Consider the following 26,241-nt stretch of genomic DNA (forward strand, 5'->3'; position numbering starts at 1 on the left):
CGTGCGGGCGAAACACGTGCTCGTGTGTGAAGAAACCAACGGGCCGCGGGTCTGTTCATCGGTGAAGCTATGCGGCAGGCTCATCGCCGTAATTCGGCTCGTCATGCGCAGGGGCAATCCAAGAGGTCTAGTCCTTTCGACAGCCAGGACACCTCGAGCGCGGTGATGTTTGATGTCCTGATCAGTTCGGGGGTCACGTCCCGCCGGGTGGTGTAATTCATCGTCACCGTGCGGGTCAGTTGTTTTAGTTTAGGCGGCAGCGAGTTCTGGGAGGATCACCGCCTCGTCGATGACCTCGGTTGGGTTGTTCATTGTGGCCAGCTCGAGCATCGAGGCTTCGGAGAAGTAGCGTCGTTCGCCGGCTTCCCACTCGTCGTGTTGCTCGATCAGGACTGCGCCCGCGAGGCGGAGGAGGGCGGCGGAGTTAGGGAAGACGCCGACGACATCGGTGCGGCGTTTGATCTCCTTGTTGACCCGTTCCAACGGGTTTGTCGACCAGATCTGTCGCCAGTGACGCCGCGGGAACGCGGCGAAAGCGAGCAGGTCGGGTTGGGCATCGGTGAGCATCGCCGCGACCTTCGGGTGGGACCGGCTGAGCATCGTGGTGACCTCACGGAATTGCTTCTCGATGTGCTCGCGGTCGGGCTGGGCGAAGATGGTGCGGATGATCGACGCGACCATCTCCTGGGATCCTTTCGGGACCACGGCGAGGACGTTTCGCATGAAGTGCACTCGGCATCTCTGCCAGCCGGCGCCTTGGAAGACCGTGCCGATGGCCTTCTTCAGCCCGGTGTGGGCGTCAGACATGACCAGCTTCACCCCGTCGAGACCGCGGGTCTTCAACGACCGTAAGAAGCTGGTCCAGAAGCCTTCGTTCTCGCTGTCGCCCACGTCGAACCCCAGGACTTCCCGCCGTCCGTCGGCGGCGACGCCGATCGCGACGACGACGGCCTGGGACACGATGCGGTGCCCGACGCGCGCTTTGCAGTACGTGGCGTCGAGGAACACGTACGGGAAGTCCTGAGCGGCCAGCGTCCGGTCCCGGAACTCGGCCACTTCCGTGTCGAGGCCGGCGCAGATCCTGGACACTTCCGACTTGGATATCCCGGTATCAGCGCCGAGCGCCTTGACGAGGTCGTCGACCTTTCGGGTCGAGACGCCGTGGACATAGGCCTCCATCACGACGGCGAACAGGGCTTGGTCGACGCGGCGGCGGCGCTCGAGCAGGGCGGGGAAGAACGACCCGGCGCGCAGCTTCGGGATCTTCAGATCAAGGTCCCCGGCGGTCGTGCTCAAAGTCCGTGGCCGGGTGCCGTTGCGGTACGTGGTGCGGTCGCCGGAGCGTTCAAACGGGGCGGCGCCGATGAACGCGCTCGCTTCCGCATCGATGAGTTCTTGATACAGAGTTTCGGTCGCGACGCGGATGCGGTCGGTGACATCGGTGAGTTTGAGTTCTCCCAGCAGGTTGAGCAGGGCAGACTGGTCTAGCGCCATCGTGTGGTGTCCTTCGTGAGTTGCTTTAGTCGGTACTCACTGACCATCGCACGATGGCTCCTTGCGTTGACGAAGCAACGCTCAAAGCGGGGAAACCACACCACTCAATGGGACATGACCGATCCGCTTGCCGACTCGAGCGCCTATTCGGGGCCGTCCGGCGTGTAAACCTGCTTCGTCGTGACCGTCGAATTCGACGTTCAGACTGCTTTGGGGTGGACCTACGATGATGGCAAATGCGCACCGAAGCTCGTCGAGACGCTGGGCAACTCAGCCACGCCTTATCCGATAGGTGAGTTCGCCGGCTGACTTCAACCGAGGACCAGCGCGACAAAGCTGGGGTCAATCCGCCGAACGACCACGCGTGCCGATGCTGTGTCAATTGGGAACGGTCAGCGGACCTCAAAGATGTGAGCCGTACACCGATCGGATATCACGTGCTCCGCCAGTGTCGTTCTCTTCGAATTCGAGCCCAATCTTTCGCAGAAGAATAGACAACCAGCTGACGATCGTCCGTTAGCCTGCTTCTCATGAGTTTCAACGTCTCGGCGGCCGCGTACTCCAGCTTCATGGGTCAATTCTCCGAACCACTCGGATCGCTTTTCGCCGACTGGGCTGGTGTGGCAGGTGGTCAGCGTGCGCTTGATGTGGGGTGCGGCACGGGTGCCCTAACCGTGCAGCTGGTCGCCCGCGCGGGACCATCGGCGGTCGTCGCAGTCGATCCGTCTCTTCCTTTCGTGGAAGCGATCCGGCAACGCTTCCCCTCGGTCGATGTGCTCGTATCCGAAGCCGAGAATCTTCCGTTCAATGATGCTGAATTCGACATCACGCTAGCGCAGCTGGTCATTCATTTGATGAAGGATGCTCGAGCCGGGCTGTCGGAGATGGCGCGGGTGACTCGCCCGGGTGGGATAGTTGCCGCCTGCGTTTGGGATCACGCCGGAGGGCGAGGACCTCTGGCCACTTTTTGGAATGCTGTGCGCGACCTCTATCCGAAGGAACGCGGCGAGTCAGACCTTATTGGTACACGCGACGGCGACCTGCTCGATTTGTGCACAGACGTCGGTCTACTCCAAATTGAAACCTCTGCTCTGACCGTGACGCGACACTATGCCACGTTTAATGACTGGTGGCAGCCGTACACCCTCGGGGTTGGGCCGGCCGGAGCCTACGTCGCGTCCCTGTCGGCGGTACAGCGCGACGCACTTCAAGACCGCTGCGCCGAGCTGCTCCCCACCGGATCGATCGAGGTGTCAGCGATGGCCTGGTGCGCCCGCGGGGTCGTCGCACCACGCCCCGCGCACGGCTGACCAAGTTTAGGGCTCCTCGCCGACCGGGGTTACAGTGCCCTGAAGATCCCGCGTCCCTTGCGGGACGGGTCACGTCCCGCCGGGTGGTGTAATTCATCGTCACCGTGCGGGTCAGTTGTTTTAGTTTAGGCGGCAGCGAGTTCTGGGAGGATCACCGCCTCGTCGATGACCTCGGTTGGGTTGTTCATTGTGGCCAGCTCGAGCATCGAGGCTTCGGAGAAGTAGCGTCGTTCGCCGGCTTCCCACTCGTCGTGTTGCTCGATCAGGACTGCGCCCGCGAGGCGGAGGAGGGCGGCGGAGTTAGGGAAGACGCCGACGACATCGGTGCGGCGTTTGATCTCCTTGTTGACCCGTTCCAACGGGTTTGTCGACCAGATCTGTCGCCAGTGACGCCGCGGGAACGCGGCGAAAGCGAGCAGGTCGGGTTGGGCATCGGTGAGCATCGCCGCGACCTTCGGGTGGGACCGGCTGAGCATCGTGGTGACCTCACGGAATTGCTTCTCGATGTGCTCGCGGTCGGGCTGGGCGAAGATGGTGCGGATGATCGACGCGACCATCTCCTGGGATCCTTTCGGGACCACGGCGAGGACGTTTCGCATGAAGTGCACTCGGCATCTCTGCCAGCCGGCGCCTTGGAAGACCGTGCCGATGGCCTTCTTCAGCCCGGTGTGGGCGTCAGACATGACCAGCTTCACCCCGTCGAGACCGCGGGTCTTCAACGACCGTAAGAAGCTGGTCCAGAAGCCTTCGTTCTCGCTGTCGCCCACGTCGAACCCCAGGACTTCCCGCCGTCCGTCGGCGGCGACGCCGATCGCGACGACGACGGCCTGGGACACGATGCGGTGCCCGACGCGCGCTTTGCAGTACGTGGCGTCGAGGAACACGTACGGGAAGTCCTGAGCGGCCAGGGTCCGGTCCCGGAACTCGGCCACTTCCGTGTCGAGGCCGGCGCAGATCCTGGACACTTCCGACTTGGATATCCCGGTATCAGCGCCGAGCGCCTTGACGAGGTCGTCGACCTTTCGGGTCGAGACGCCGTGGACATAGGCCTCCATCACGACGGCGAACAGGGCTTGGTCGACGCGGCGGCGGCGCTCGAGCAGGGCGGGGAAGAACGACCCGGCGCGCAGCTTCGGGATCTTCAGATCAAGGTCCCCGGCGGTCGTGCTCAAAGTCCGTGGCCGGGTGCCGTTGCGGTACGTGGTGCGGTCGCCGGAGCGTTCAAACGGGGCGGCGCCGATGAACGCGCTCGCTTCCGCATCGATGAGTTCTTGATACAGAGTTTCGGTCGCGACGCGGATGCGGTCGGTGACATCGGTGAGTTTGAGTTCTCCCAGCAGGTTGAGCAGGGCAGACTGGTCTAGAGCCATCGTGTGGTGTCCTTCGTGAGTTGCTTTAGTCGGTACTCACTGACCATCGCACGATGGCTCCTTGCGTTGACGAAGCAACGCTCAAAGCGGGGAAACCACACCACTCAATGGGACATGACCCACAGAGAGCTAATCAGCACAGAGTCGCAGGCGATTTATGACGGATACCGAGCGTCCAAGGCCGTGCCCGCAAGGGGAACGCTCATTGACACAATCACCGCGAAAGACGGGCTTCCCCGCGGCGGGGTGTGTAGAGCTTTAGCCATTGCAGGAGACGTCGGTCAGAAACATTGCCGACTCCTCGAAACGACCTTGACTACAAGGCCTGGTTGCGTGGATGATTCTTGGCGACCCGCTCGTTGCCTCGCTTGTAATTGCCAGTCACCCTAGCCATGAGCTCCTGCGAATCACCGCGTTCAGCATCTGCGAGAAACTGGTCTGCCACTGCACCCCGCAAAGTGGTCGCCTTTCGACCGTGATGGCGAATCACTACGCCACCGTCGATTACGTCGAATTCGAAGCCGTTGGGTACGCCTGCCATTCGTCGATTCTGACACGCACAGACTCAAGCAACTTGCGCGTTCTCATCTTTGTCCGGATCCGCAAGCGGAACGGTCAGCGGGAGCGAGAGCCGTCGAAATAAACAACTGCGGCCAAGTATGCGTGGCTCACGCGGGGCGGGTCTGCTTCCCGTCGAGCCATAGCGTGTCGGATGGGTCACTGTGCGCGGTACCGGTGCCCACATGCTTGGTGTCGATCTTTTCGCCGTTCTTGATGACGTGAACCAGAGCCATGGCATGACCGCGGCCCAAGTCGAAGTCCGCTTGTAGCCAATCGACGATCACCCCGGCTTTCGTGGACGGATCGTCGAAACCTTTCGCTTGGGCCAACGCCATGAACTGGCGGGGGGTCAGCCCCGTCTTGTCTTCGATGTTGTCGAGGTACGCCTGGAAGGACATCTCTACTCCTCTGCTGGTGGTGCTGCGATCCGCAGGTCGGACCCGCAACGAAATTCGATCATTCGATCAAGATATTCTCGAAGTTCGAATCACGCTGGCCAGGTCACGAAGGAACCTTCTGCGGGCATCACTGCCGGAGATAGTTTTCTCGGCGGGCGGGCATCAACTGGCGCGCGATCTCGGGCGGCGGGAGGCGAAGCCGCTCCTGTTAGCGCGGCCGAGGGCCTGCAATCATTGGAGCATGTCCTGGACTCCTATTCCTGACCGCGCTGTACCGAATCTCCCTTCACGGAACTTCGACGAGACAGAGACGTTCTACAACAGTTTTGGATTCGAGCGAGTGTTTCGCGACGAGGGTTGGATGATCCTTGCCCGAGGTAGTGTGCAATTGGAGTTCTTCCCCTTCCCTGACCTCGACCCGCGGTCAAGCAATTTCATGTGTTGCCTCCGAGTCGCCGACGTCGATGAGCTGTACGACGCCATTCGTCGCTCCGGCGTGCCCGAGGCGACAGCCGGGATGCCACGACTGCACCCGGTGCGCATGCAGGATTGGGGTCTTCGAGCCGGGTACCTTATCGACGCCGACGGTACCCAGCTCGCCCTGATCGAGCAGCCCGGACTGACGGAACCGTAGATACCAGGGATGCGCGAAAGCGGATCCGCAAGCGGAACCCCCTACAGGACAGCTGGGATTTTCCCGGGCGGATCGCTCAGCGCGTACCTCCCGCGTTCGGTGCTTTGGGTGGGATCTGTTGCTCGGGCCAGATTGCGCGGAGGATGCGGATGGTGTCGTCCAGCCCGGTGCCGGCGCGGGTACTGGTCGTGGCAAGTTGGCGGGCCGCTTCCACTACCCGGAGCGGTGTCGTCGTCGCGCTTCGGCTGACCCGGGTTCCCCCGCCGGTGCGGGCGGTGAGGTGGCCCTCGGTTTCGAGCGCCTTGTACGCCTTGGCGACGGTGCCAGGGGCGACGCCGAGGTCCTTGGCGAGCTGCCGAACGGAGGGGAGGCGCTCGTCGGCGGCAAGTCGACCGGAGGAGATCAGGCCGCGGATTTGATCGCGGATCTGCTCCGTGGGCGGGGCAGAACCCGACAGGGTGATGATCATGATCTGGTTGCGGTTGGCCGGCGCCGTCGCGGCGGAATCGCGGACGCGGCGACGGCGACCCAGAGCATGAACCCGAGCCCCGCGGCCACGCTGGACGCGCCGACGAGCGTCGGCTGCAGGGCGGCGAATGGCGTCCAGAATGCCACGCTGCCTTCTGAGGTCGGGAACGACGATCGAACGGAAGCTGTTGCGGCGAGGGAGCCGAAGATGAGTCCGACATGCACCAGGAGCGCACCAGTCGCGATCAAGACGACGTTGCGGGTGCGGACGGTTCGCACGTGTGCGTCGCGCTCATGATCGGGGTCGAGCGCCGGTCGGGCGATGAGAACCAGGTCAATACTGGCGATGACAATCATGACTCCAATGAGAATGAGACAGGGTACGGAGTAGAACCAACCGTAGATGCCGGTGCCCATTGCCCGTTCCCCGCCGAGGTGCACCCAATACACCGTGTAGCGACCTGTTGTCTCCTCCGGCCGCGAGGCGGCACCGGCTGCGACGGTAAAGGTGACGACTAGCGCGAGCACCACGGCGGGGGTGATGAACCACCACCCTTTGGCGTAGCTCAACGGCGTCCGGGGCGCGAGCTCTGCAGTGCCCCGCCCGCTGCGCGCCCGCACCGGCAATGCGACGATGACCAAGCCGAGAATGCCGAGCACCAACGGGTAGGTGAACCGATAGTCCGAGTACCAGCCCCATAATTCAGTCGGAATATGGAGCACGAGCGCCAACGGCCCGGCCAACAGACGCACCAGGACTCCGACAAGCAGGAGAATCAGCCCTGCAGCCAAAGCTGACGCACCAGCCGTGCTAGATGGAAGCCCCATTTTCCGCCCCCAAATCAGCCACCAGACCACAACCAGAACAATGCCCGCTGCCACAGGACCCAGCACCATGAAGTACAACCAAGCCATCGTTGCGGCCCCCATCTTGTGTCACTTGAATAATACATAAATGTATCATGTGCTTGTCACAAGCGGGGCGCACCGTGAGGCGAACCCAGCGCGACTGCACTCCGCAATCTACGGACCATTGGCCATTCGCACATCGAAGTGCTCGCGACGGTCGCTCGTTTCGTAGGGGAACCGTTCGAGGTCTTCCCGGTGACGAGACTTACAAAGGACTGCAGCGTTGGTTGAGCGAGCCCGCCTCCCCGCCTACGGTCCCGCACGTCGTCGAGACGTCTACTCTGGCAACGTGACGATGCTGACGCCGACGGCCGCCCGAGCATTCTGGCTGGCAGGAGGAAATGGGCAAGGCTGTCTGGGTCTACAAGTAGTTCTATAACGCCTGGAACGACGGTGACGAAACGCCGCGCGAGGTGCCTGAACTGCGCAACAAGGGGCTTAACCACCTCGCAAAGCTCATAGAGGCCACCGACTTCTTGACCGCAATGGTGAGCGAACTTGTCCCGTTTGACCTGTCGCGTACGGAAATCCCGCCAAGGCACGTCAACTGCGACAGGCTGAGGACCGCGTTCGGGTCACGTCTGCTCAAGACAACGACATGACTTTCAACGAACTTGATAGCCGGATTGTCCGAAGTAGATGGCAATAGTCCGAACTGGACTGTCACGCGACAAATGTGCCCCCAGGCAGATTCGAACTGCCGCCCCTGCCTCCGGAGGGCAGTGCTCTATCCCCTGAGCTATGGGGGCCAGGGTGTTCACAAGGTTAGCACCCTGCGGAGGACCACTAGCCCACGTGCCCGAGCACCGTCGCTACGAGCGACTGCGCATCGCCCGGCTCGAAGAAGGCGGGGGAGCTGAGGGTGACCCAGTAGGCGCCGGTGAAGACCTGAACCTGACCGGCGCCGCCGCTGACCGTGAAGAAGCCCTCAATGTCGGGGGAGGTGCTGTACGTCGGAACGACCTGGCTGTCGGCAATAGCCGCATCCTTCAACGTCGTACTCAGCGAATCTTCCGGCTGAGCGACAGAGATCGCGATGACCTCGCCGCTCGTCTGGTTTGACCACCCGCACGCCACGCCGCTGTACTTCACGGCCTTTGCGGCGAGGCTGCCCGCGGCAGCCTCGTACCCGGGCGCGGTGCCGTAGTTCGGGTTGAAGTCGTAGGCGTCCTGCGCCGTGAGGATCTGGTCGCAGGTGAGCGTGACCGGTGTGCCCGTGGGTTCCGGAGTCGGAGTCGGGGTCGGGGTCGGAGTCGGCGTGGTGGTGCTCGACGTCGGGGTCGGGCTCGCCGAGGGAATCGGGGTATCGCTCGCGGACGGCGTTGTCGCGGGAGTGCACCCGGTGAGGATGAGCAGTGCGAGGGCGCCGCCGGCCAGAAGGACGCCGGCGTGACGTCGACGAGTGCGAATGGCGATGGGGGTAGTACGGGAGTCAGTCACGCGTTGACCTTACCAAGAGTGAGGGCCGGTAAGATTAAACGTGTGACTCCTGCCGAACTTTCCCAGACCCTCTTCGACCTCATCAGTGCCGCTGGTGAGCGCCGACACGACGGCGACAACGGCGCCGTGCAGCTCGATCTCTCTCTTGCCGACGTCGTTCTGGAACGTCCGCGTAACCGTGATCACGGCGACTGGGCCTCAAGTATCGCCCTGAAGATTGCCAAGCCGTTCGGCACCACACCGCGGGAGATCGCCACGGAGCTGGCCGCCGGGCTCGAAAAGCTCGATGACGTCGCGTCCGTGGAGGTCGCCGGCCCCGGTTTCATCAATATTCGGCTCGAAGCCGCCGCCGCCGGTGCTCTCGCGAAGAAGATCGTCGACGCGGGAGACGCTTACGGAACCGGCCATATCTACGACGGCATCAAGATCAACCTCGAATTCGTCTCCGCGAACCCCACCGGCCCCATCCACATGGGTGGCGTGCGCTGGGCTGCGGTGGGCGACAGCCTCGCCCGCGTGCTCAAGGCGCAGGGAGCGGATGTCACACGCGAGTACTACTTCAACGATCACGGTTCACAGATCGACCGCTTCGCTCGCAGCGTGCTCGCGAGCTACCTCGGCGAGCCCACGCCCGAAGACGGATACGGCGGAGCGTACATCTCCGACATCGCGAACACCGTCGTGCGACTCCATGAGGGTGACCTCGCGGCCCTCGCTCGCGACGACCAGCAGGAGATCTTCCGCGCGGTGGGCGTCGATCTCATGTTCACCGAGATCAAGGAGAAGCTGCACGGCTTCGGCGTGGACTTCGACGTGTTCTTCCACGAAGATTCCCTGCATGAGTCCGGTGCCGTCGACCGCGCCATCGCTCGGCTGCGTGAGCAGGGGCACATTTTCGAGGCGGATGGTGCCATCTGGTTGCGCACCACGACGTTCGGCGACGATCGCGATCGTGTGATCATCCGCTCGAACGGCGAACCGGCCTACATCTCTGGTGACCTCGGCTACTACCTCGACAAGCGCGAACGCGGCTTCGACCAGTGCCTCATCATGCTCGGCGCGGATCACCACGGCTACGTGGGGCGCATGATGGCCATGGTGTCTGCCTTCGGCGACGAGCCGGGGTTGAACCTGCAGATTCTGATCGGCCAGATGGTCAACCTGCTCAAGGGCGGCGAACCGGTCCGCATGTCGAAGCGCGCCGGAACCATTGTCACGCTCGACGACCTGGTTGACGCCGTCGGCGTGGACGCCGGCCGGTACTCGCTCGTGCGTTCCAGTAGCGACTCCCAGCTCGACATCGACCTCGACCTGCTCGGCAAGCGCACCAACGAGAACCCGGTGTTCTACGTACAGTATGCCCACGCTCGCACGTGCTCGGTCGCCCGCAACGCGGCGGCCTCCGGTGTGGAACGGTCCGTCTTCGCACCGGAGCTTCTCGTGCACGACAGCGAATCCGCCCTGCTCGGTGTGTTGCAGGAATTCCCGCGTGTCGTGACCCAGGCCGCTGAACTGCGCGAACCCCACCGGGTGGCTCGTTATATCGAAGAGGTCGCCGGTTACTACCACCGCTGGTACGACAACTGCCGGGTCATTCCGCTCGGCGAGGAACCGATCACCGACGTGCACCGCACCCGACTTTGGCTGAACGACGCCACCGGACAGGTCATTCGCAACGGCCTGGGGCTGCTGGGTGTGGCGGCTCCGGAAAAGATGTAACCGTGGCCAGCAAACGCCGGGGCTCAGGATGCCTGATCATGCTCGTCGTGATGGTCGGGCTTCTGGTCGGAGCTTTTCTTCTCGCCGACGTCGGCTTGCGGGCCTTCGCCGAGAGGCAGGCGGCGGGGCAGATCGAAGACGCCCTGCCTGCCTCGGCGACGGGCAAGGTGAGCGTGTCCATCGGTGGCACCTCGGTGATCGCGCAGTACGTCGCCGGCAGCTTCGACCAGGTTGATGTCACGGCGCCGCAGCTCACCGTCGACGGAATCCCCGCATCCGTTCACGTCGTGGCCTCGGACGTACAGCCCCGGGTGGGTGGGAGCATCGGTCACGTGGTGGCCACCGTCGATCTCACTGCCGAGGCGCTCAACGGCATCGCCCACGCCGCCGGGACCCCGGCGGAGACCGAACTCACCCTCGGAACGGACGCGGTGACCTACACCGGAAACCTGGACGTGCTGGGGCTCACGATCGGCTACCTGGCCACGGCGACGCCGTCAACCACCCCCGACGCCCTCCTGTTCACGCCGACCGGCGTCGAGGTAACGACCGATCTCGGCAGCTTCGACGTGAGCGGGGTCCTCGCGACAGTGCTGGGGCAGACCCCGGTGCGCGTCTGCGTCGCGAAATACCTGCCCGCGGAAGTCGCCGTGCGTAGCGCGGACGTCACCCCCGAGCGCGCACGTATTACGCTGGACTCAAGCACACTCGTGCTCACCACGCAGTCGCTCGCCACCTTGGGCACCTGCGCCGGGTGATTTCTGCTCCCACACCCTGGTTCGCTAGAATTCATACCAGCTGGCCCGCATTCCGCGGCTGCGAGCTCGGCTTCAGGGACCAATCCGGGTTCGCTCGCTCGGAATTCCCGCCCGTGCTGCACCGCTCGCGCACCCGATCCTTCTGAGGTTTATACTCGTGCCACCGAACCCGCTCGCTCCGGCATGGCTCGCCCTGCCCCCCGACGCCAATGCCCTCGTTCCCGGCCTGTGGCCCGCGAATGCCTCGCGTACCGCCCGCGGGGAACTCGAAATCGCCGGGGTCAGCGCCTCGGCCCTCGTCGCCGAATTCGGCACGCCCCTCTATGTGGTCGACGAAGCGGATGTCCGCAGTCGCGCCGCCGAGCTGCTGCGCGTCTTTGAGGCCGAATTCGCTCGCATCGGCGGCGATGTGCACGTGTACTACGCCGGCAAGGCGTTCCTGTCCGTCGAAATCGTGCGCTGGATGCTCGACGCCGGCCTGAACATCGACGTGTGCACTACCGGGGAGCTGGCGGTCGCCCTCGCCGCCGGTGCCGATCCCGCCCGCCTCGGTTACCACGGCAACAACAAATCCCTCGCGGAAATCGACGAAGCCGCACGCCTGCGGGTCGGCTCGATCGTGATTGACAGCGAGATCGAGATCGCCCGGGTCGCCGCCGCCGCAGCCACGCACGGAGTGATCCTCAACGTGCGCTTGCGGGTGAACAGCGGGGTACACGCTTCCACCCACGAGTTCCTCGCCACGTCGCATGAAGACCAGAAGTTCGGCGTTGTGCTCGACGACGCGGCACGGCTTGTCGCACTCATCCGTGCCGAAAAGTCACTGCGCTTCATCGGCCTGCACTGCCACATCGGTTCGCAGATCTTCGGAGCCGACGGTTTCGCGGAGAGCGCCGCGCGACTGCTCGCGGTGCATGCCGGCCTGCTGGACGGCGGCCCGGTCGCGGAACTGAACCTGGGAGGCGGCTTCGGCATCGCGTATACGAGCGCCGACACCCCCACGCCGATCGGCGAACTCGCCGCCCGCCTGGCCGACATCGTCTCCGCCGAGTGCACGCGCCTCGGCATCGCGGTACCCACCGTGGCCTTCGAACCGGGCCGGGTCATCGTCGGACCCGCCGGGGCGACGCTGTACGAGGTCGGTACCACCAAGCCGGTGGATGTCTCTGGAAACACGCGACTCTACGTGAGCGTCGACGGCGGTATGAGTGACAACGTACGCCCGGCCCTCTACGGCGCGGACTATTCCGTGCGGCTGGCCAACCGTGTCTCCGCCGCCGATCCCGTGCTGGTGCGTGTGGCCGGCAAACACTGCGAGAGCGGCGACATCGTGGTGAGCGCTGACTACCTTCCGGGTGATGTCGCCCCCGGTGATGTCGTCGCGGTTCCGGCGACCGGAGCGTACTGCTGGTCGCTCGCCAACAACTACAACTACCTCGGCCGCCCGCCCGTGGTCGCGGTCGCAGATGGTCGGGCCCGGGTGCTGGTCCGCGGCGAGACAATCGCCGACCTGCTGGCGCGTGACGCCGGGTGGGGTCCCGACCAAAACGAACAGCGAGTGGGGGCGACGTCGACAACGGCGGCGGTCTCGACCAACGACGACGACGACGAAGGAATCACCCGATGATCGAATACCGCAACCTGCGAGTCGCCCTGCTCGGCGGCGGCTCTGTTGGCGCCCAGGTCGCTCGCCTGCTCCTCGAACAGCGCGACGAACTGGCCAGCAGAGTGGGCGCAAGCCTTGAACTCGTGGGCATCGCCGTGCGTGATGTCAACGCCGAGCGCACCGTAGACCTGCCCAAGGAACTCTTCACCACGGATGCCGAGTCCCTCATTCTCGGCGCCGACGTCGTGATTGAACTCATGGGCGGCATCGAACCGGCCCGGAGCTACATCCTGCTCGCCATCAACTCCGGTGCGGACGTCGTCACAGCGAATAAGGCGTTGCTTGCCGAGCACGGTGCCGAGCTGTTCGCGGCCGCCGACCAGGTCGGCGCGCAACTCAACTACGAGGCCGCGGTGGCTGCCGCGATTCCGATCCTGCGTCCGCTGCGCGAAAGCCTCGCCGGCGACCGTGTCGTGCGCATTCTCGGTATCGTCAACGGCACGACCAACTACATCCTCGACCGCATGGACCAGGCAGGGGACTCCCTCGAGGACGCACTCGCCTCTGCCACGGCCCTCGGTTACGCGGAGGCGGACCCGACCGCCGACATCGGCGGGTACGATGCGGCGCAGAAGGCGGCCATTCTGGCCAGCCTGGCCTTTCACACGACCGTGCCGCTCTCGTCCGTCTACCGGGAGGGCATTACATCCGTGACGCCGGCGCAGATCGAATCGGCGCGCAAGGCCGGCTACGTTGTGAAGCTCCTCGCCATCTGTGAGCGTTTCACCGACGAGCACGGCGTCGACGGCGTCTCGGCGCGGGTCTACCCCGCCATGGTGCCGCGCAGTCACCCGCTCGCGGCCGTGCATGAAGCAAACAATGCGGTGTTCGTCGAGGCCGAAGCGGCCGGCAGTCTCATGTTCTACGGCGCCGGTGCCGGGGGAGTGGAGACGGCGTCGGCCGTTCTCGGCGATCTCGTGTCGCTCGCGCGTCGCCACGTCGCCGGCGGTCCCGGCGTCGCCGCGTCGAGCCACGCAGCCCTTCCGATCTTCGATATCGGCAGCGTCACCACCCGGTACGCGGTCACCCTCGAGGTCACCGACGAGCCCGGGGTGCTCGCCGAAGTCGCCAGCGTCTTCAGCGCCCACCATGTGTCCCTGGCGCTGGTGGAGCAGTCCATCACCCCGGCCGTCGCCAAGACCGTCAGTCGCCCGGCCGTGTCCGCCACGGCTACCCTTGTGATCGGAACCCACGACGCCACGGAAGGGGCGCTTGCCGCTACCGTGCGCGATCTGGCGGCCAACCGATTTGTCACCACCATCGCATCCGTTTTGAGAGTTGAAGGAGTCTGATGTCCGTCGTTCGAGAGTCCAGCCTGAAGTCGTCCACCGAGGGCGAGTCCGTTCTGGCCGCCGTCAAGTCACCCCCGTCGCGTCAGTGGCGCGGGGTGCTGCGTGAGTACGCGGATCGGCTCAATGTCACCGACGCCACGCCCATCATCACCCTGGGCGAGGGTGGCACGCCGCTCATCCCCGCGCCGGCGCTGTCGGCCCGCACCGGAGCGAAGGTTTGGATCAAGTTCGAGGGCATGAACCCCACGGGTTCGTTCAAGGACCGCGGCATGACCATGGCCATCTCGAAGGCGATGGAGGACGGCGCCAAGGCCGTTATCTGCGCGTCAACCGGCAACACGTCGGCATCTGCGGCGGCCTACGCCACTCATGCCGGAATCACCGCCGCGGTGCTCGTACCCGAGGGTAAGATCGCCATGGGAAAGCTCAGCCAGGCCGTTGCGCACAACGCGCAGCTGCTGCAGGTGCAGGGCAACTTCGATGACTGCCTCGACATCGCCCGCGATCTCGCCGCAAACTACCCGGTTCATCTCGTGAACTCGGTGAACCCCGACCGGATCGAGGGACAGAAGACGGCTGCGTTCGAGGTCGTCGAGGCTCTCGGTGATGCCCCCGACTTCCACTTCGTTCCCGTGGGCAACGCCGGAAACTACACGGCCTACCACCGCGGTTACAGCGAAGAGGTCGCGCGAGGCGCCACCACGAAGCTCCCGCGCATGTTCGGATTCCAGGCTGCCGGCAGCGCCCCGCTCGTGCTCGGACACCGCGTCGAGAACCCGGACACCATTGCGAGCGCCATCCGGATCGGCAACCCGGCATCGTGGGATTTCGCGATCAAGGCTCGCGCCGACAGCGACGGCTACTTCGGAGCAATCACCGACGCCAACATCCTCGCGGCGCATCGCATCCTCTCCGCGGAAGTGGGCATCTTCGTCGAACCGGCCTCCGCGATCGGCGTCGCCGGGCTTCTGGAACGCTCAGAGGCCGGTCTGATCCCGGCCGGGGCGACGGTGGTCATCACCGTCACCGGACACGGTCTGAAAGACCCGCAATGGGCACTTCGCACCGCAGACGGTTCCGACGTGACGCCCACGATCGTGCCGGTCGATACCGCCGAAGTCGCCAGCGTTCTGGGTCTGGGCAAAGCATGAGCGCCACGGTGTCGTTGGCCGGTCGAGCCGTAACGGTCCAGGTTCCAGCCACCACGGCGAACCTCGGACCGGGGTTCGACACGCTGGGACTCGCCCTGGCCCAGTACGACCACCTTGAAGTACGCGTGCGCGACGAACCCGGTGTCACCGTCGAGGTGCACGGCGTCGGTGAGGGTGAGGTTCCGACCGATGAAACCAACCTCGTGGTCCGAGCCATTGCACACACCTTTGCCGCCTATGGACAGCCGATGCCCGGCCTCAACCTGATCGCGCAGAATGTGATTCCGCATGGCAGGGGCCTGGGCTCATCGGGTGCGGCCATCGTGTCGGGTGTTCTCGCGGCCAAGGGACTGCTCGAGGGGATCGTCGACCTCGACGCCGAGGCGCTGCTCGCCCTCGCAACGGACATGGAGGGGCATCCCGACAACGTCGCACCCGCTCTGTTCGGTGGTTTGACCATTGCGTGGATGACCCCAGAGGGTCCCAAGCACAAGAAGCTCATGGTGCACCGCGGGGTGAAGCCGCTCGTGTTCGTACCGGAACATGTCATGTCGACGGCGCTGGCTCGAAGCCTGCAGCCGGAGTCGGTGCCCCACGAAGACGCCGTCTTCAACCTGTCGCGCTCGGCGCTGCTGATCGCGGCACTGATCCAGAGCCCCGAGCTGTTGCTCACCGCCACCGAGGACAAGCTCCACCAGAGCTATCGTGCCGCGGCGATGCCGGAAACGAATCGCCTCATCTCGCTGCTGCGTGAGCACGGATTCGCTGCCGTTGTCTCGGGAGCCGGACCGTCGATTCTCGTGCTCGCGAGCGACCCCGGGCAGCGCCTGGTGGCCGCTGAGCTCGTGGCGAAGGAATCCGAAACCCCCTGGCGCGCGCTCATGCTCGCCGTCGACTTCCAGGGCGCGACCGTGGCGCCTCTGGTCGGCGACGCGGCGGCTTAGGTCGACGAAAGCGCCCTGACACGGCAACACCGTGCAGGGCGCCCCGCGGTGCATTTTCGCGACCTGCGGAAGTGCTAGAGTTATTGCGCACCCGATAGAAACCGCGATAATGCGACCTCTTCTCCGGTGCATTCCCTGTAACTCACTGCTATTGCGTCGTTAGACCGTGGCTGTGTGTGTTCACACCAATCCCCCTCATTTGTCGGATTGGTTCACTCGCAGCGCGATCAGTCGCTGCACACATCTCTCCTGGCACGTTCCGTATGGCGTCAGGGGAAAGGAACCCCCTTCGTGACCGATGTCAACCTCCGTTCCACTGGTACGGACACCCCTCGCCTGAACACCCTCCGCGTCGCCGAGCTGCAAGCTCTGGCGGGTGGACTGGGTATCCCCGGCGCATCCAAGCTTCGTAAAGGAGAACTCGTGGAAGCCATTGCTGCGCAACAAGCCAAGGCCGCCGATGACGGCGCCGCGGTAGACACCTCAATCGCCACCGATGCCCCCGCGGACAATGACGCCCCGGCCACCGACGCCCCGGCCACCGACGCCCCGGTGCAGGACGCCCCCGTCGCCTCGGCCGAGCCCGCGCAGACCGCTCCGCGCAAGCGTGCGCCGCGCCGTGCCAGCTCCGCGACGGCAGCGCCGGCCGCATCACCGGCCGACAGCCTCGGGATGCTCGGAATCATTCTGCCGGAAGCCAAGGCCACGGTCGCGCCCAACGCCAACACGAACGCGAACGCCACAGGCGCCGACGACAAGCCCGCCCGCCAGACCCGCAAGCGCGCCGTTCGCGTCGCACCCGTCGATCTGAGTGAGGCCGACGGCGTCGTCACCGACACGGCAGACGCCGTTGCGACCGCCGAGGCCCCCGCAGCCGAGACTCCCGTCACCGACGCTCCCGCGACGGGCTCACGCCGCAACTCGCGCCGTGCCTCGTCTCGCCCCAAGACCGCTCAGGACGAAGCACCCGTGCAGGCCGAGCCCACCGAGCACACCACCGAGGTCCAGGCGGATGAGCCCGAACAGGAGCAGCCTCGTCAGGGCCGGAGCCGCAACCGCAGCCGCGGTGGGGACCGCACGCCGGCAGCCGACCGCAACGGCCAGGCCCAGGACCGCAACCAGTCTCAGGACCGGAACCAGGCCCAGGACCGGAACCAGGCCCAGGACCGCAACCAGGCCCAGGACCGCAACCAGAACGATCGCAACCAGAACGACCGCGGACAGGGTGCCCAGGACGACGGCAACCGTCAGCAGAATCAGCGTCAGCAGAACAACCGCAACCAGGGCGGCCAGAACGAGCGCAACCAGGGCGGTCAGAGCGATCGCAACCAGCAGGACCGCAACCAGCAGGACCGCAACCAGGGTCCTGACCGCACCGGACTGGACGATGAAATCAACGGCCGCGGCAACCGCAATCGCTACCGCGACCGCAAACGCCGTGGAACGAACACCGGCGACGATTTCGAGCCAGAGGTCAACGACGACGACGTTCTCATCCCCGTCGCCGGCATCCTCGACGTACTCGACAACTATGCCTTCGTCCGTACGTCCGGGTACCTGCCGGGTGCGAGCGACGTGTACGTTTCACTCGGCCAGGTCAAGAAGTACAACCTGCGCAAGGGTGACGCCGTTGTCGGTTCCATCCGCCAGCCGCACGAGGGCGATCAGAGCGGTCGCCAGAAGTACAACGCGATCGTCAAGGTCGACTCGATCAACGGTCTGACCGTCGAGGAAGCGTCCGCCCGCGTCGAGTTCCAGAAGCTCACCCCGCTGTACCCGCAGGAACGACTTCGTCTCGAAACCGAGCCCGGCAAGGTCACCCAACGCATCATTGACCTGGTGGCGCCGATCGGCAAGGGCCAGCGCGGACTCATCGTCGCGCCGCCCAAGGCCGGCAAGACCATCGTCATGCAGCAGATTGCGAACGCCATCGCGACCAACAACCCCGAGGTGCACCTCATGGTGGTTCTGGTCGATGAGCGTCCGGAAGAAGTCACCGACATGCAGCGCACCGTCAAGGGCGAGGTCATCGCCTCCACCTTCGACCGCCCGGCAGAAGACCACACCACGGTCGCCGAACTCGCCATCGAGCGCGCCAAGCGTCTCGTGGAGCTGGGACACGACGTCGTCGTGCTGTTGGACTCGATCACCCGACTGGGACGCGCGTACAACCTCGTTGCCCCGGCATCGGGTCGGATCCTCTCCGGCGGCGTCGACGCATCCGCGCTCTACCCGCCGAAGCGTTTCTTCGGAGCGGCCCGCAACATCGAGAATGGCGGTTCGCTCACCATTCTCGCGTCGGCACTCGTCGAGACCGGCTCCAAAATGGACGAGGTCATCTTCGAGGAGTTCAAGGGCACCGGAAACATGGAGCTGCGCCTGTCCCGCCACCTCGCCGACAAGCGCATCTTCCCGGCCGTCGACGTGAACGCCTCCGGCACCCGCCGCGAAGAAATGCTGATGAGCGCGGATGAGGTCAAGGTCACCTGGAAACTGCGCCGCGCCCTCGCCGGCCTGGAGCAGCAGCAGGCGCTTGAACTCATTCTTGGTCGTCTCAAGGAAACCTCCTCGAACGTCGAATTCCTCGCCCAGGTGCAGAAGTCGATGCCGACCCTGAGCGGGTCGGACAAGGACCGCTAATGTTCGAATCCGTCCTCACGATGTTGGCCGAGCACGACGACCTCCAGTCGCAGTTGGCGGATCCGGAACTGCATGCGAATCCGGCCCGTTCCAAGAAGGTCAACCGGCGCTACGCCGAGCTCAGTCGTATCATCGCCGCCTACCACGAGTGGAAATCGGTCAGTGACAACCTCGACGCCGCGCGCGAACTCGCGGAGGAAGATTCGGCTTTCGCCGAAGAGATCCCCGAGCTCACGGAACAGCTGGAGGTCAAGGCCGAACAGCTGCGCCGCCTGCTGATCCCGCGTGACGAACTCGACGCACGCGACGTGATCATGGAGATCAAGATGGGGGAGGGCGGCGCCGAATCGGCGCTGTTCGCCGCCGACCTGTTGCGCATGTACCTGCACTACGCCGAGTCGAAGCACTGGAAAACCGAGATCATCGAGCAGACTTCGAGCGACCTGGGCGGAATCAAGGATATCCAGCTCGCGATCAAGGGCAACTCGAGCGACCCGGCCGAGGGCGTGTGGGCACACATGAAATACGAGGGCGGCGTGCACCGCGTGCAGCGCGTGCCGGCGACGGAGTCTCAGGGACGCATCCACACCTCCGCGGCCGGTGTGCTCGTCTTTCCCGAGGTCGACGAGCCCGAAGAGGTCGAGCTGCACCCGAACGACCTCAAGATCGACGTGTACCGGTCGAGCGGCCCCGGCGGCCAATCGGTCAACACCACGGACTCCGCCGTTCGCATCACCCACCTGCCCACGGGCATCGTGGTGGCGATGCAGAACGAGAAGAGCCAGCTGCAGAACAAGGAAGCGGGCATGCGTGTGCTGCGCGCCCGCGTTCTGGCCCGGCAGCAGGAGGAGATCGACGCGGCGGCGAGCCTGGTTCGTAAGGGCCAGATTCGCACCATGGACCGCTCGGAGCGCATCCGCACGTATAACTTCCCGGAAAACCGGATTGCCGATCACCGCACGGGATACAAGGCCTACAACCTGGATGCCGTCATGAACGGTTCCCTGCATGCCGTCATCGACTCCTGCATCCGGGCCGACGAGGAAACCCGTCTGGCCGAACTGGGCGACCCGGAGTAACGAGCGCCCCCGCGCGAAACACGTGTGGACCCCGGCTTTCGCCGGGGTCCACACGTGTTTGCGGTAGGTGGGCCGGGGCCTGGTCAGACCGAATAGTCCTCGGGCCAGGAGACCCCGCCCCTGGCGGACTCGGTCGTTGCCGGCTTGACCGGTCGCACCTTCGCCGGGAGGCCCACGAGAAGAGAGTGCGGCGGGGCGTCTTTCGTCACGACCGAATTCGCTCCGATCGTGCTTCCCGCACCGATAACGATGTCGCCGAGTACCTTCGCGCCGGCACCCACCGTGACGCCGTCGCCGAGGGTGGGGTGTCGTTTGTCCCCGGGTTTCACGCCGTGACGGCTCTTTCCGCCGAGAGTGACGCTGTGGTACAGCATGACGTCATCGCCGAGGACCGCGGTCTCACCAATCACGACGCCCATGCCGTGATCGATGAACAACCGACGCCCGATGGTCGCACCGGGATGAATCTCAATGCCGGTGAGGAAACGACCGAATTGAGAGAGCAGGCGTGCTCCGAGGTGGAACCCTCTCGTCCACAGCCGGTGGGCGACGCGGTACGTCCACACCGCGTGCAGCCCGCTGTAGGCGAGAAGCACCTCGGCGTTGCTGCGTGCCGCGGGGTCGTGTCGGCGCGCGTTCGCGACATCTTCGCGAACACGCGCCACAACGCTCATCTCGGGAATGCCCGCCGGCCTAGTCCAGAAGGTCTTCGTACAGGACCGTCGAGATATACCGTTCCCCGAAACCGGGAACGACGACCACGATGGTCTTGCCGGCGTTCTCGGCCAGCTTCGCCTGTTCCAAGGCAGCCCAGACGGCTGCTCCGCCGGAAATACCCGCGAGGATGCCCTCCTGGGTACCGAGCGCACGCGCGGTGGCGAGGGAATCGGCCAGGGTCACATCGGTGACGGAGTCGTACACGGTGCGATCGAGGGTTTCCGGCACGAAGTTCGCGCCGAGACCCTGGATCTTGTGCGGACCGGGCTTGCCGCCCGTGAGGATGGGGGAGTCGATCGGTTCGACACCAACCACGACGACCGAGCTCTTGCGTTCCTTTAGCAGCTGACCGGCGCCGCTGATCGTGCCGCCGGTTCCGATGCCGGATACCAGGATGTCCACGGCGCCGTCGGTGTCGTCCCAGATCTCCACGCCGGTCGTCGCGCGGTGGATCGCCGGGTTCGCGGGATTGGTGAACTGGCTCGCGAGGATGGCTCCGGGGGTGGACGCCACCAGGGAATTGGCGGTTTCGACGGCACCGCGCATGCCGTCGGCACCGCTCGTGAGCACGATTTCGGCTCCATAGGCGCGCATCATCACGCGACGTTCCTTGCTCATGGTCTCCGGCATGGCCAGGATCACCGTGTAGCCGCGAGCCGCGCCCACCATGGCCAGCGCGATGCCCGTGTTGCCGCTGGTGGCCTCAACGATGGTTCCGCCCGGCTTCAGCGAGCCATCCGCTTCGGCGGCGTCGACAATGGCGACACCGATGCGGTCCTTGACACTGCCGGAGGGGTTGTAGAACTCAAGCTTCAACAGAACGGTCGCGTCCAGGCCGGCCGTCAGGCGGTTGAGCTGGACGAGCGGGGTTCCACCGACGGCTTTGGTGATGTCAGCGTAAATTTTCTGGGGCATTCGGAGTCAACTTTCACTCGGGGGCAAGGGCCGTGTTCAGCCTACGGGCAGTGGGACGCTCACGGGAGTGCGGTAGATTTCACTGTGACCTTTCCCGTAATAGAGCCCAGCAACCCCGACGAGCCCCGTATTCCCGCAGATGTCGATTCCCTGCGTGAACTGCTCATTGACCGGCTTTCACTCGCGGGTATCGCCGACGCGGAGGTCGACGCCGACCTGCTGATCGGCCACGTTCTCGGGCAGAGCCGCGGCGAGGTGCAGGCCGCCGGTATTCTCCGCAAACCGTTGGTCGAAGCCGACGCCACGGCGATCCTCGCGCTCGCCGCTCGTCGTGCCACCCGGGAACCCCTGCAGCACATCACCGGCCGGGCCCCGTTCCGCGCGCTGAACCTCCGGGTCGGACCCGGAGTGTTCGTCCCGCGCCCCGAAACGGAGCAGGTCGCCCAGCTTGCGATTGACGCTCTGCGTTCCCTGCCGGACCCGGAACCGATCGCGGTTGACCTCGGCACGGGAAGCGGAGCGATCGCACTTTCGATGGCCACCGAGGTTCCCCACGCCCGGGTGTGGGCGGTTGAGAATTCCCCGGAGGCCTTCGAGTGGACCAGCCGAAACTTTGTCGAGGTCGGCGCGGCCAACGCGACACTCGTCTTCGGTGACCTCACGGATGCGTTCACGGATCTGGACGGCAGCGTCGCCGTCGTCATCTCCAATCCGCCGTACATTCCGGCGGATGCGATTCCCCGCGACCCGGAGGTTCGCCTGTTCGACCCGGCCCGGGCGCTGTTCGGCGGGGTGGATGGGCTCGACATCGTTCGTCAGGTGTCACGCACGGCGCTTCGTCTGCTGCGCGCCGGAGGCGTGCTGGTGATCGAGCACGGGGAGCTGCAGGGAACGGACATTCGCCGGATTCTCGCCGACGACGGCTGGCGGGCACCGTCCACGCACCGCGACTACACGACCAGGGACCGCGCGACGACGGCCATCCGCAACACCTAGCCCGCGCTCACGTCTGAGGGTCAGGGTACCTCCGCTAGAATTGAGGGAAATGACACGCATCTACAGTTGCTCGGTCGAAGCGGACTACGCCGCCGGCATGAGAATGGCCCTCTCGGCGATCGGCCGCAGCGCGCTCGTCGTCATCCCCACCGACACCGTGTACGGCATCGCAGCGGACGCATTCAGCCCGGAGGCCGTGCAGAATCTCCTCGACGCGAAAGGCCGGGGGCGGATGTCCCCGCCGCCCGTGCTGATTCCCGGAGTCACCACGATGGATGCCCTCGCCGTGGGAATCCCGCAGCCGGTTCGTGACCTGGTCGCGACGTTCTGGCCTGGCGGACTGACCGTCATCCTCAATGCGCAGCCGTCCCTGGTGTGGGACCTCGGCGAGACACGGGGGACCGTCGCATTGCGAATGCCGAGCGACCCCGTCGCCCTGGACATCCTGCGGCAGACGGGGCCCCTCGCGGTGTCGTCCGCAAATCTCAGCGGCCAACCCGCCGCCACCGATGCCCAGTCCGCCGAAGCCGCACTCGGCGACCGCGTGGCCGTGTACCTCGACGGGGGAGTGGCCGGCGCGTCCTACGGGACGGACGCCACGGCATCCGCTGCCCAGGCCTCCACAATCGTGGATGCCACGGGTTTCGACTCGAACGGCGGCACGCTGCGCATCGTGCGCGACGGCGTCGTGAGCCGCGCGGAGATCGAGGCGGTGATCGGCGACGCCCTCGCCCCCGCCGACGCGCCCGAAACCGACGCCGCGCCCCAACTCGATTCAGCCCCCGATGCGGTGCGCGACGCCGACAGCCGCGACTGACCCATGACACTCTTCCTGCTCCTCGCGCTGGTATCGGCGCTCGTGACCTTCGGGCTATCCGTGGTGGTCTACAAGCTGAGCCACCGCTACCAGCTGTACCCGCAAATCCGGGACAGGGACGTGCACACGCGTCCCACGCCGAGGCTCGGCGGCATCGCCATGTTCCTCGGAATCGTGGTGGCCTTCGGAGTGGCGTATCTGGCGTCGTCCCAGTTTCCGCCGCTACAACTCGTGTTCGCCGACCCGAAGCAGATCCTCGCCATTCTCGGTGCGGCCCTGCTCATCGTGCTCGTCGGCGTCGCGGACGATCTCTGGGATCTCGACTGGATGACCAAACTGGCCGGCCAGTTCATCGCGGCGGGTCTCGTGGCGTGGCAGGGCGTGCAGATTTACTCCCTGCCCATCGGCGGGCTCACCGTGGGTTCGGGCTGGATGTCGATCGTCTTCACGGTCGTGGCGATCGTCGTTGTCATGAACATGATCAACTTCATCGATGGGCTCGACGGCCTCGTCACGGGAGTCGCCCTCATCGCCAATGGTGTCTTCTTCGTGTACAGCTACCTGCTCGTGCGCGACACGTCTCCCACCAACTATTTCAATCTCGCGTCGCTGATCGCCGCCATCCTCGTGGGCGCGTGCGTGGGTTTCCTTCCACTCAACTGGCACCCGGCCCGCATGTTCATGGGTGACGCCGGGGCGCTGCTCGTGGGGTTGCTCATGGCCACCTCGGCTATCGCCATCACCGGTCAGGTCGACCCCACCGCGGTCAATCGCTCCCAGCTCATCCCCGCCTTCATCCCGATTCTGCTTCCGGTGGCCATTCTCATCATCCCGCTGCTGGACTTCGGGCTTGCCGTGTTCCGTCGCGTACGAGTGGGCAAGTCGCCGTTCAGCGCCGACCGCAAGCATCTGCATCACCGGCTGCTCGACATGGGCCATTCCCACCTGCACGCCGTTTTGATCTTTTACGGGTGGACGGCGGCCGCGTCGGTGGGATGCCTGCTGTACTTCGTGCTCCCCGGATACCTGGGCCTGCCCACGTGGTACGCCACCGTGTTTCTTGTCGTTGCCCTTATCATCTGTACTCTGGTGACCCTCGCGCCGCTGAGCAGACGCAAGGCAGGCGAACGGGAAAGCCAGCTCTACCGCGGCACAGCCCCTCAAACCGAAGAAATCGCCCAACTCGACCCTCTTGATGAGGCCGCGCAGTCTGTGAAGCCTGCCGAGGAGACCGCATGACAAGCCCGACCCTGCCCCAACAGCCCACGTCCATTCCCATCCTCCGACGAATCCTCGTGTACGGGGGGTTCCTCGCGCTCGGCATTGCCGTCGTCGGTGCCGTCGTCGGGGGCCTCGTCCAAGGCTCCATCGGAGTGGTGAGTGCCCTGGTCGGGACCGCAATGGCGGTCGTCTTCATGGGCATCACGGCCGGGAGCATCCTACTGGCCAATCGCTTCGCCGGGCGCGAAGCGGCCATCGGCGCATTCTTCGGGATCGTCATGGGCGGATGGCTGCTCAAATTCGTGGTGTTCCTGGTACTCATCGTGCTGCTGCACGACCAGCCGTGGATCTCCCCGATCGTGCTGTTCCTCAGCATCGTCGCCGGCGTCATCGGCTCCCTAGTCGTGGACGCGGTCGTCGTGATGAAGAGCCGAATGAGTTATGTGAGCGACGTCACGCTGCCGCCGGCACCCACGGACGACTAGAAACGGTGTCTCGATTCGTTGCAGGGCCGGATTTCCGGTAGAGTGAACACCGATCCCCCCTGGTTTGCAGCTCTTCTACAGCGTCGTAAACCTGTCCCACATTCGTCGAAGCGCGAGCAGAGCTCACCGCCCCGAAACAGGAGAAAGCGCTGCTAAAAATCGCCGTAAACCTGCTGGTCCCGTCTGCTACAAGTGACGGTGACTTCATTGGTCCATCCATCAACGAGTTCTTTCCTGATGTGATCTTCTTCGCGGATACCCCGTTCGAGATGAACCGAATCATCCTCATCCGCCTTCTGGCGGTTGCTGTTCTGATTCTGTTGTTCTGGATCGGTACCCGCAAGATGAAGATCATCCCGACCCGCATGCAGAGCCTGGCCGAAATGGGCCTCGACTTCGTTCGAGTCAACATCGCGGAAGATCTCCTCGGAAAGAAAGACGGCAAGCGTTTCTTGCCGTTGCTCACGACCATCTTCTTCATGGTCCTGTTCATGAACATCACGGGAATCATTCCGGGCCTTAATATCGCCGGAACCAGCGTGATTGGAGTGCCACTCCTTCTCGGAGTCATCTCCTACGGAGCCTTCATTTACGCCGGAGTCAAGAAGAGCCCGGGTAAATTCTTCAGAAACTCCCTGTTCCCCCCCGGAGTGCCGCCGGGTCTGTACATCATCGTGACGCCGATCGAGTTCATCTCGACATTCCTGATTCGTCCGGTCACCCTGACGCTTCGACTCATGATGAACATGATCGTCGGCCACCTGCTGTTGGTGCTGTTCTTCAGCGCAACGCAGTTCTTCTTCTTCACGGCTGACGGTGGTTTCAAGCTCTTCGGAGCCGGGACCCTCGTCTTCGGATTCGCCTTCACCCTCTTTGAGATTCTGATCGCGGTCCTCCAGGCCTACATTTTTGCCCTACTGACCGCCGTCTACATCCAGCTCGCGCTGGCTGAGGAACACTAGACATAGAATTCGGCACTCGCCGCATTCACCCCTTACGGAAGGAAACACACGTGGACGCAACAACCGTTCTCGCGGAAATCAACGGCAACATCGCGACTGTCGGTTATGGCCTCGCAGCCATCGGCCCGGCAATCGGTGTGGGTATCGTCGTCGGAAAGACGATCGAAGGCGTCGCCCGTCAGCCTGAGCTGGCCGGTCGTCTTCAGGTTCTGATGTACATCGGTATCGCCTTCACCGAGGCGCTGGCCTTCATCGGCATCGCCACGTACTTCATCTTCACGAACTAATCCTCTTT

General features: G+C 64.6%; 25 protein-coding genes and 1 tRNA gene. 16 read left to right on the top strand and 10 right to left on the bottom strand.

Annotation, left to right across the window (positions count from 1 at the left end):
* Positions 1–249: 249 nt before the first annotated feature.
* Complete coding sequence (locus AC1MB9_RS03335; protein ID WP_479963004.1) at positions 250–1,494, bottom strand: IS256 family transposase; 1,245 nt, start codon at positions 1,492–1,494, stop codon at positions 250–252.
* Positions 1,495–2,024: 530 nt separating this feature from the next.
* On the opposite strand from AC1MB9_RS03335, the gene AC1MB9_RS03340 reads away from it, so the two are divergent.
* Positions 2,025–2,804 (top strand): class I SAM-dependent methyltransferase, encoded by a 780-nt coding sequence (locus AC1MB9_RS03340; protein ID WP_479963628.1) that lies wholly within the window; start codon positions 2,025–2,027, stop codon positions 2,802–2,804.
* Positions 2,805–2,929: 125 nt separating this feature from the next.
* Here the strand turns inward: AC1MB9_RS03340 and AC1MB9_RS03345 are convergent, their stop codons facing one another.
* The 3 genes from AC1MB9_RS03345 to AC1MB9_RS03355 form a co-directional block, all read right to left on the bottom strand.
* Positions 2,930–4,174, bottom strand: a complete 1,245-nt coding sequence (locus AC1MB9_RS03345) for an IS256 family transposase (RefSeq protein WP_479963004.1) — start codon at positions 4,172–4,174, stop codon at positions 2,930–2,932.
* A 316-nt stretch (positions 4,175–4,490) separates the two neighbouring features.
* Positions 4,491–4,715: a hypothetical protein gene (locus AC1MB9_RS03350; protein WP_479963629.1), complete on the bottom strand. Its 225-nt coding sequence runs from the start codon at positions 4,713–4,715 to the stop codon at positions 4,491–4,493.
* A gap of 127 nt (positions 4,716–4,842) precedes the next feature.
* Complete coding sequence (locus AC1MB9_RS03355; RefSeq protein ID WP_479963630.1) at positions 4,843–5,133, bottom strand: DUF4287 domain-containing protein; 291 nt, start codon at positions 5,131–5,133, stop codon at positions 4,843–4,845.
* A gap of 241 nt (positions 5,134–5,374) precedes the next feature.
* On the opposite strand from AC1MB9_RS03355, the gene AC1MB9_RS03360 reads away from it, so the two are divergent.
* The gene (locus AC1MB9_RS03360; RefSeq protein ID WP_479963631.1) at positions 5,375–5,767 is read left to right on the top strand and encodes a bleomycin resistance protein; all 393 of its coding nucleotides are present in this window, start codon (positions 5,375–5,377) and stop codon (positions 5,765–5,767) included.
* Positions 5,768–5,843: 76 nt separating this feature from the next.
* Here the strand turns inward: AC1MB9_RS03360 and AC1MB9_RS03365 are convergent, their stop codons facing one another.
* The 4 genes from AC1MB9_RS03365 to AC1MB9_RS03380 all read right to left on the bottom strand — a co-directional run bounded on the left by AC1MB9_RS03365 (position 5,844) and on the right by AC1MB9_RS03380 (position 8,584).
* Entirely contained in the window at positions 5,844–6,236 is a 393-nt protein-coding gene (locus tag AC1MB9_RS03365; protein WP_479963632.1) for a GntR family transcriptional regulator, read from the bottom strand.
* Positions 6,233–7,063, bottom strand: coding sequence for a hypothetical protein (locus AC1MB9_RS03370; RefSeq protein ID WP_479963633.1), 831 nt, complete (start codon positions 7,061–7,063; stop codon positions 6,233–6,235). The genes AC1MB9_RS03365 and AC1MB9_RS03370 overlap by 4 nt, the downstream gene beginning before the upstream one ends.
* A gap of 758 nt (positions 7,064–7,821) precedes the next feature.
* Positions 7,822–7,893, bottom strand: a tRNA-Arg gene (locus tag AC1MB9_RS03375).
* A 37-nt stretch (positions 7,894–7,930) separates the two neighbouring features.
* Positions 7,931–8,584: an iron ABC transporter ATP-binding protein gene (locus AC1MB9_RS03380; protein ID WP_479963634.1), complete on the bottom strand. Its 654-nt coding sequence runs from the start codon at positions 8,582–8,584 to the stop codon at positions 7,931–7,933.
* Positions 8,585–8,626: 42 nt separating this feature from the next.
* Between AC1MB9_RS03380 and argS the strand changes: the two genes are divergently transcribed.
* From argS to prfA, 8 genes are all read left to right on the top strand, one after another.
* Positions 8,627–10,303, top strand: a complete 1,677-nt coding sequence (argS, locus tag AC1MB9_RS03385; protein ID WP_479963635.1) for an arginine--tRNA ligase — start codon at positions 8,627–8,629, stop codon at positions 10,301–10,303.
* A 2-nt stretch (positions 10,304–10,305) separates the two neighbouring features.
* Positions 10,306–11,061, top strand: coding sequence for an LmeA family phospholipid-binding protein (locus AC1MB9_RS03390; RefSeq protein WP_479963636.1), 756 nt, complete (start codon positions 10,306–10,308; stop codon positions 11,059–11,061).
* Positions 11,062–11,218: 157 nt separating this feature from the next.
* Positions 11,219–12,688 carry a diaminopimelate decarboxylase gene (lysA, locus tag AC1MB9_RS03395; RefSeq protein WP_479963637.1) on the top strand — a complete coding sequence of 490 codons (1,470 nt, stop codon included), beginning with the start codon at positions 11,219–11,221 and terminating at the stop codon, positions 12,686–12,688.
* The gene (locus AC1MB9_RS03400) at positions 12,685–14,019 is read left to right on the top strand and encodes a homoserine dehydrogenase (protein ID WP_479963638.1); all 1,335 of its coding nucleotides are present in this window, start codon (positions 12,685–12,687) and stop codon (positions 14,017–14,019) included. The genes lysA and AC1MB9_RS03400 overlap by 4 nt, the downstream gene beginning before the upstream one ends.
* Positions 14,019–15,170, top strand: coding sequence for a threonine synthase (gene thrC, locus AC1MB9_RS03405; protein ID WP_479963639.1), 1,152 nt, complete (start codon positions 14,019–14,021; stop codon positions 15,168–15,170). Before AC1MB9_RS03400 ends, thrC begins: the two co-directional genes overlap by 1 nt.
* Positions 15,167–16,114, top strand: a complete 948-nt coding sequence (thrB, locus tag AC1MB9_RS03410; RefSeq protein WP_479963640.1) for a homoserine kinase — start codon at positions 15,167–15,169, stop codon at positions 16,112–16,114. Before thrC ends, thrB begins: the two co-directional genes overlap by 4 nt.
* A 291-nt stretch (positions 16,115–16,405) precedes the next feature.
* Positions 16,406–18,754 carry a transcription termination factor Rho gene (gene rho / locus AC1MB9_RS03415; protein ID WP_479963641.1) on the top strand — a complete coding sequence of 783 codons (2,349 nt, stop codon included), beginning with the start codon at positions 16,406–16,408 and terminating at the stop codon, positions 18,752–18,754.
* Positions 18,754–19,833: a peptide chain release factor 1 gene (prfA, locus tag AC1MB9_RS03420; protein WP_479963642.1), complete on the top strand. Its 1,080-nt coding sequence runs from the start codon at positions 18,754–18,756 to the stop codon at positions 19,831–19,833. The genes rho and prfA overlap by 1 nt, the downstream gene beginning before the upstream one ends.
* An 83-nt stretch (positions 19,834–19,916) precedes the next feature.
* Here prfA and epsC read toward each other — a convergent pair whose 3' ends face one another.
* Both epsC and cysK read right to left on the bottom strand, forming a co-directional pair.
* Positions 19,917–20,507, bottom strand: coding sequence for a serine O-acetyltransferase EpsC (gene epsC, locus AC1MB9_RS03425; protein WP_479963643.1), 591 nt, complete (start codon positions 20,505–20,507; stop codon positions 19,917–19,919).
* Positions 20,508–20,526: 19 nt separating this feature from the next.
* Positions 20,527–21,465, bottom strand: coding sequence for a cysteine synthase A (cysK, locus tag AC1MB9_RS03430; protein ID WP_479963644.1), 939 nt, complete (start codon positions 21,463–21,465; stop codon positions 20,527–20,529).
* An 84-nt stretch (positions 21,466–21,549) separates the two neighbouring features.
* Between cysK and prmC the strand changes: the two genes are divergently transcribed.
* The 6 genes from prmC to atpE all read left to right on the top strand — a co-directional run bounded on the left by prmC (position 21,550) and on the right by atpE (position 26,233).
* Positions 21,550–22,461, top strand: a complete 912-nt coding sequence (gene prmC, locus AC1MB9_RS03435; RefSeq protein WP_479963645.1) for a peptide chain release factor N(5)-glutamine methyltransferase — start codon at positions 21,550–21,552, stop codon at positions 22,459–22,461.
* 49 nt (positions 22,462–22,510) lie between these two features.
* Positions 22,511–23,278 carry an L-threonylcarbamoyladenylate synthase gene (locus tag AC1MB9_RS03440; protein ID WP_479963646.1) on the top strand — a complete coding sequence of 256 codons (768 nt, stop codon included), beginning with the start codon at positions 22,511–22,513 and terminating at the stop codon, positions 23,276–23,278.
* Between the two features lie 3 nt (positions 23,279–23,281).
* Positions 23,282–24,517 (top strand): MraY family glycosyltransferase, encoded by a 1,236-nt coding sequence (locus tag AC1MB9_RS03445; RefSeq protein ID WP_479963647.1) that lies wholly within the window; start codon positions 23,282–23,284, stop codon positions 24,515–24,517.
* Positions 24,514–24,984, top strand: a complete 471-nt coding sequence (locus AC1MB9_RS03450) for a Cg1360 family ATP-synthase-associated protein (protein WP_479963648.1) — start codon at positions 24,514–24,516, stop codon at positions 24,982–24,984. The genes AC1MB9_RS03445 and AC1MB9_RS03450 overlap by 4 nt, the downstream gene beginning before the upstream one ends.
* A 269-nt stretch (positions 24,985–25,253) precedes the next feature.
* Positions 25,254–25,946 carry a F0F1 ATP synthase subunit A gene (gene atpB, locus AC1MB9_RS03455; RefSeq protein ID WP_479963649.1) on the top strand — a complete coding sequence of 231 codons (693 nt, stop codon included), beginning with the start codon at positions 25,254–25,256 and terminating at the stop codon, positions 25,944–25,946.
* Between the two features lie 50 nt (positions 25,947–25,996).
* A complete protein-coding gene (gene atpE, locus AC1MB9_RS03460; protein ID WP_079728361.1) occupies positions 25,997–26,233 on the top strand; it encodes an ATP synthase F0 subunit C in 237 nt (78 codons plus the stop codon).
* Positions 26,234–26,241 lie beyond the last annotated feature (8 nt).

The organism is Cryobacterium sp. AP27, assembly GCF_056680495.1.

What these genes read in the sequence shown, in the direction of transcription:
- AC1MB9_RS03335 (WP_479963004.1), bottom strand. Translation starts at nt 1,494, where the DNA reads ATGGCGCTAGACCAGTCTGCCCTGCTCAACCTGCTGGGAGAACTCAAA.
- AC1MB9_RS03340 (WP_479963628.1), top strand. Translation starts at nt 2,025, where the DNA reads ATGAGTTTCAACGTCTCGGCGGCCGCGTACTCCAGCTTCATGGGTCAA.
- AC1MB9_RS03345 (WP_479963004.1), bottom strand. Translation starts at nt 4,174, where the DNA reads ATGGCTCTAGACCAGTCTGCCCTGCTCAACCTGCTGGGAGAACTCAAA.
- AC1MB9_RS03350 (WP_479963629.1), bottom strand. Translation starts at nt 4,715, where the DNA reads ATGGCAGGCGTACCCAACGGCTTCGAATTCGACGTAATCGACGGTGGC.
- AC1MB9_RS03355 (WP_479963630.1), bottom strand. Translation starts at nt 5,133, where the DNA reads ATGTCCTTCCAGGCGTACCTCGACAACATCGAAGACAAGACGGGGCTG.
- AC1MB9_RS03360 (WP_479963631.1), top strand. Translation starts at nt 5,375, where the DNA reads ATGTCCTGGACTCCTATTCCTGACCGCGCTGTACCGAATCTCCCTTCA.
- AC1MB9_RS03365 (WP_479963632.1), bottom strand. Translation starts at nt 6,236, where the DNA reads ATGATCATCACCCTGTCGGGTTCTGCCCCGCCCACGGAGCAGATCCGC.
- AC1MB9_RS03370 (WP_479963633.1), bottom strand. Translation starts at nt 7,063, where the DNA reads ATGGGGCTTCCATCTAGCACGGCTGGTGCGTCAGCTTTGGCTGCAGGG.
- AC1MB9_RS03400 (WP_479963638.1), top strand. Translation starts at nt 12,685, where the DNA reads ATGATCGAATACCGCAACCTGCGAGTCGCCCTGCTCGGCGGCGGCTCT.
- thrC (WP_479963639.1), top strand. Translation starts at nt 14,019, where the DNA reads ATGTCCGTCGTTCGAGAGTCCAGCCTGAAGTCGTCCACCGAGGGCGAG.
- thrB (WP_479963640.1), top strand. Translation starts at nt 15,167, where the DNA reads ATGAGCGCCACGGTGTCGTTGGCCGGTCGAGCCGTAACGGTCCAGGTT.
- prfA (WP_479963642.1), top strand. Translation starts at nt 18,754, where the DNA reads ATGTTCGAATCCGTCCTCACGATGTTGGCCGAGCACGACGACCTCCAG.
- epsC (WP_479963643.1), bottom strand. Translation starts at nt 20,507, where the DNA reads ATGAGCGTTGTGGCGCGTGTTCGCGAAGATGTCGCGAACGCGCGCCGA.
- cysK (WP_479963644.1), bottom strand. Translation starts at nt 21,465, where the DNA reads ATGCCCCAGAAAATTTACGCTGACATCACCAAAGCCGTCGGTGGAACC.
- AC1MB9_RS03440 (WP_479963646.1), top strand. Translation starts at nt 22,511, where the DNA reads ATGACACGCATCTACAGTTGCTCGGTCGAAGCGGACTACGCCGCCGGC.
- AC1MB9_RS03445 (WP_479963647.1), top strand. Translation starts at nt 23,282, where the DNA reads ATGACACTCTTCCTGCTCCTCGCGCTGGTATCGGCGCTCGTGACCTTC.
- AC1MB9_RS03450 (WP_479963648.1), top strand. Translation starts at nt 24,514, where the DNA reads ATGACAAGCCCGACCCTGCCCCAACAGCCCACGTCCATTCCCATCCTC.
- atpB (WP_479963649.1), top strand. Translation starts at nt 25,254, where the DNA reads ATGAACCGAATCATCCTCATCCGCCTTCTGGCGGTTGCTGTTCTGATT.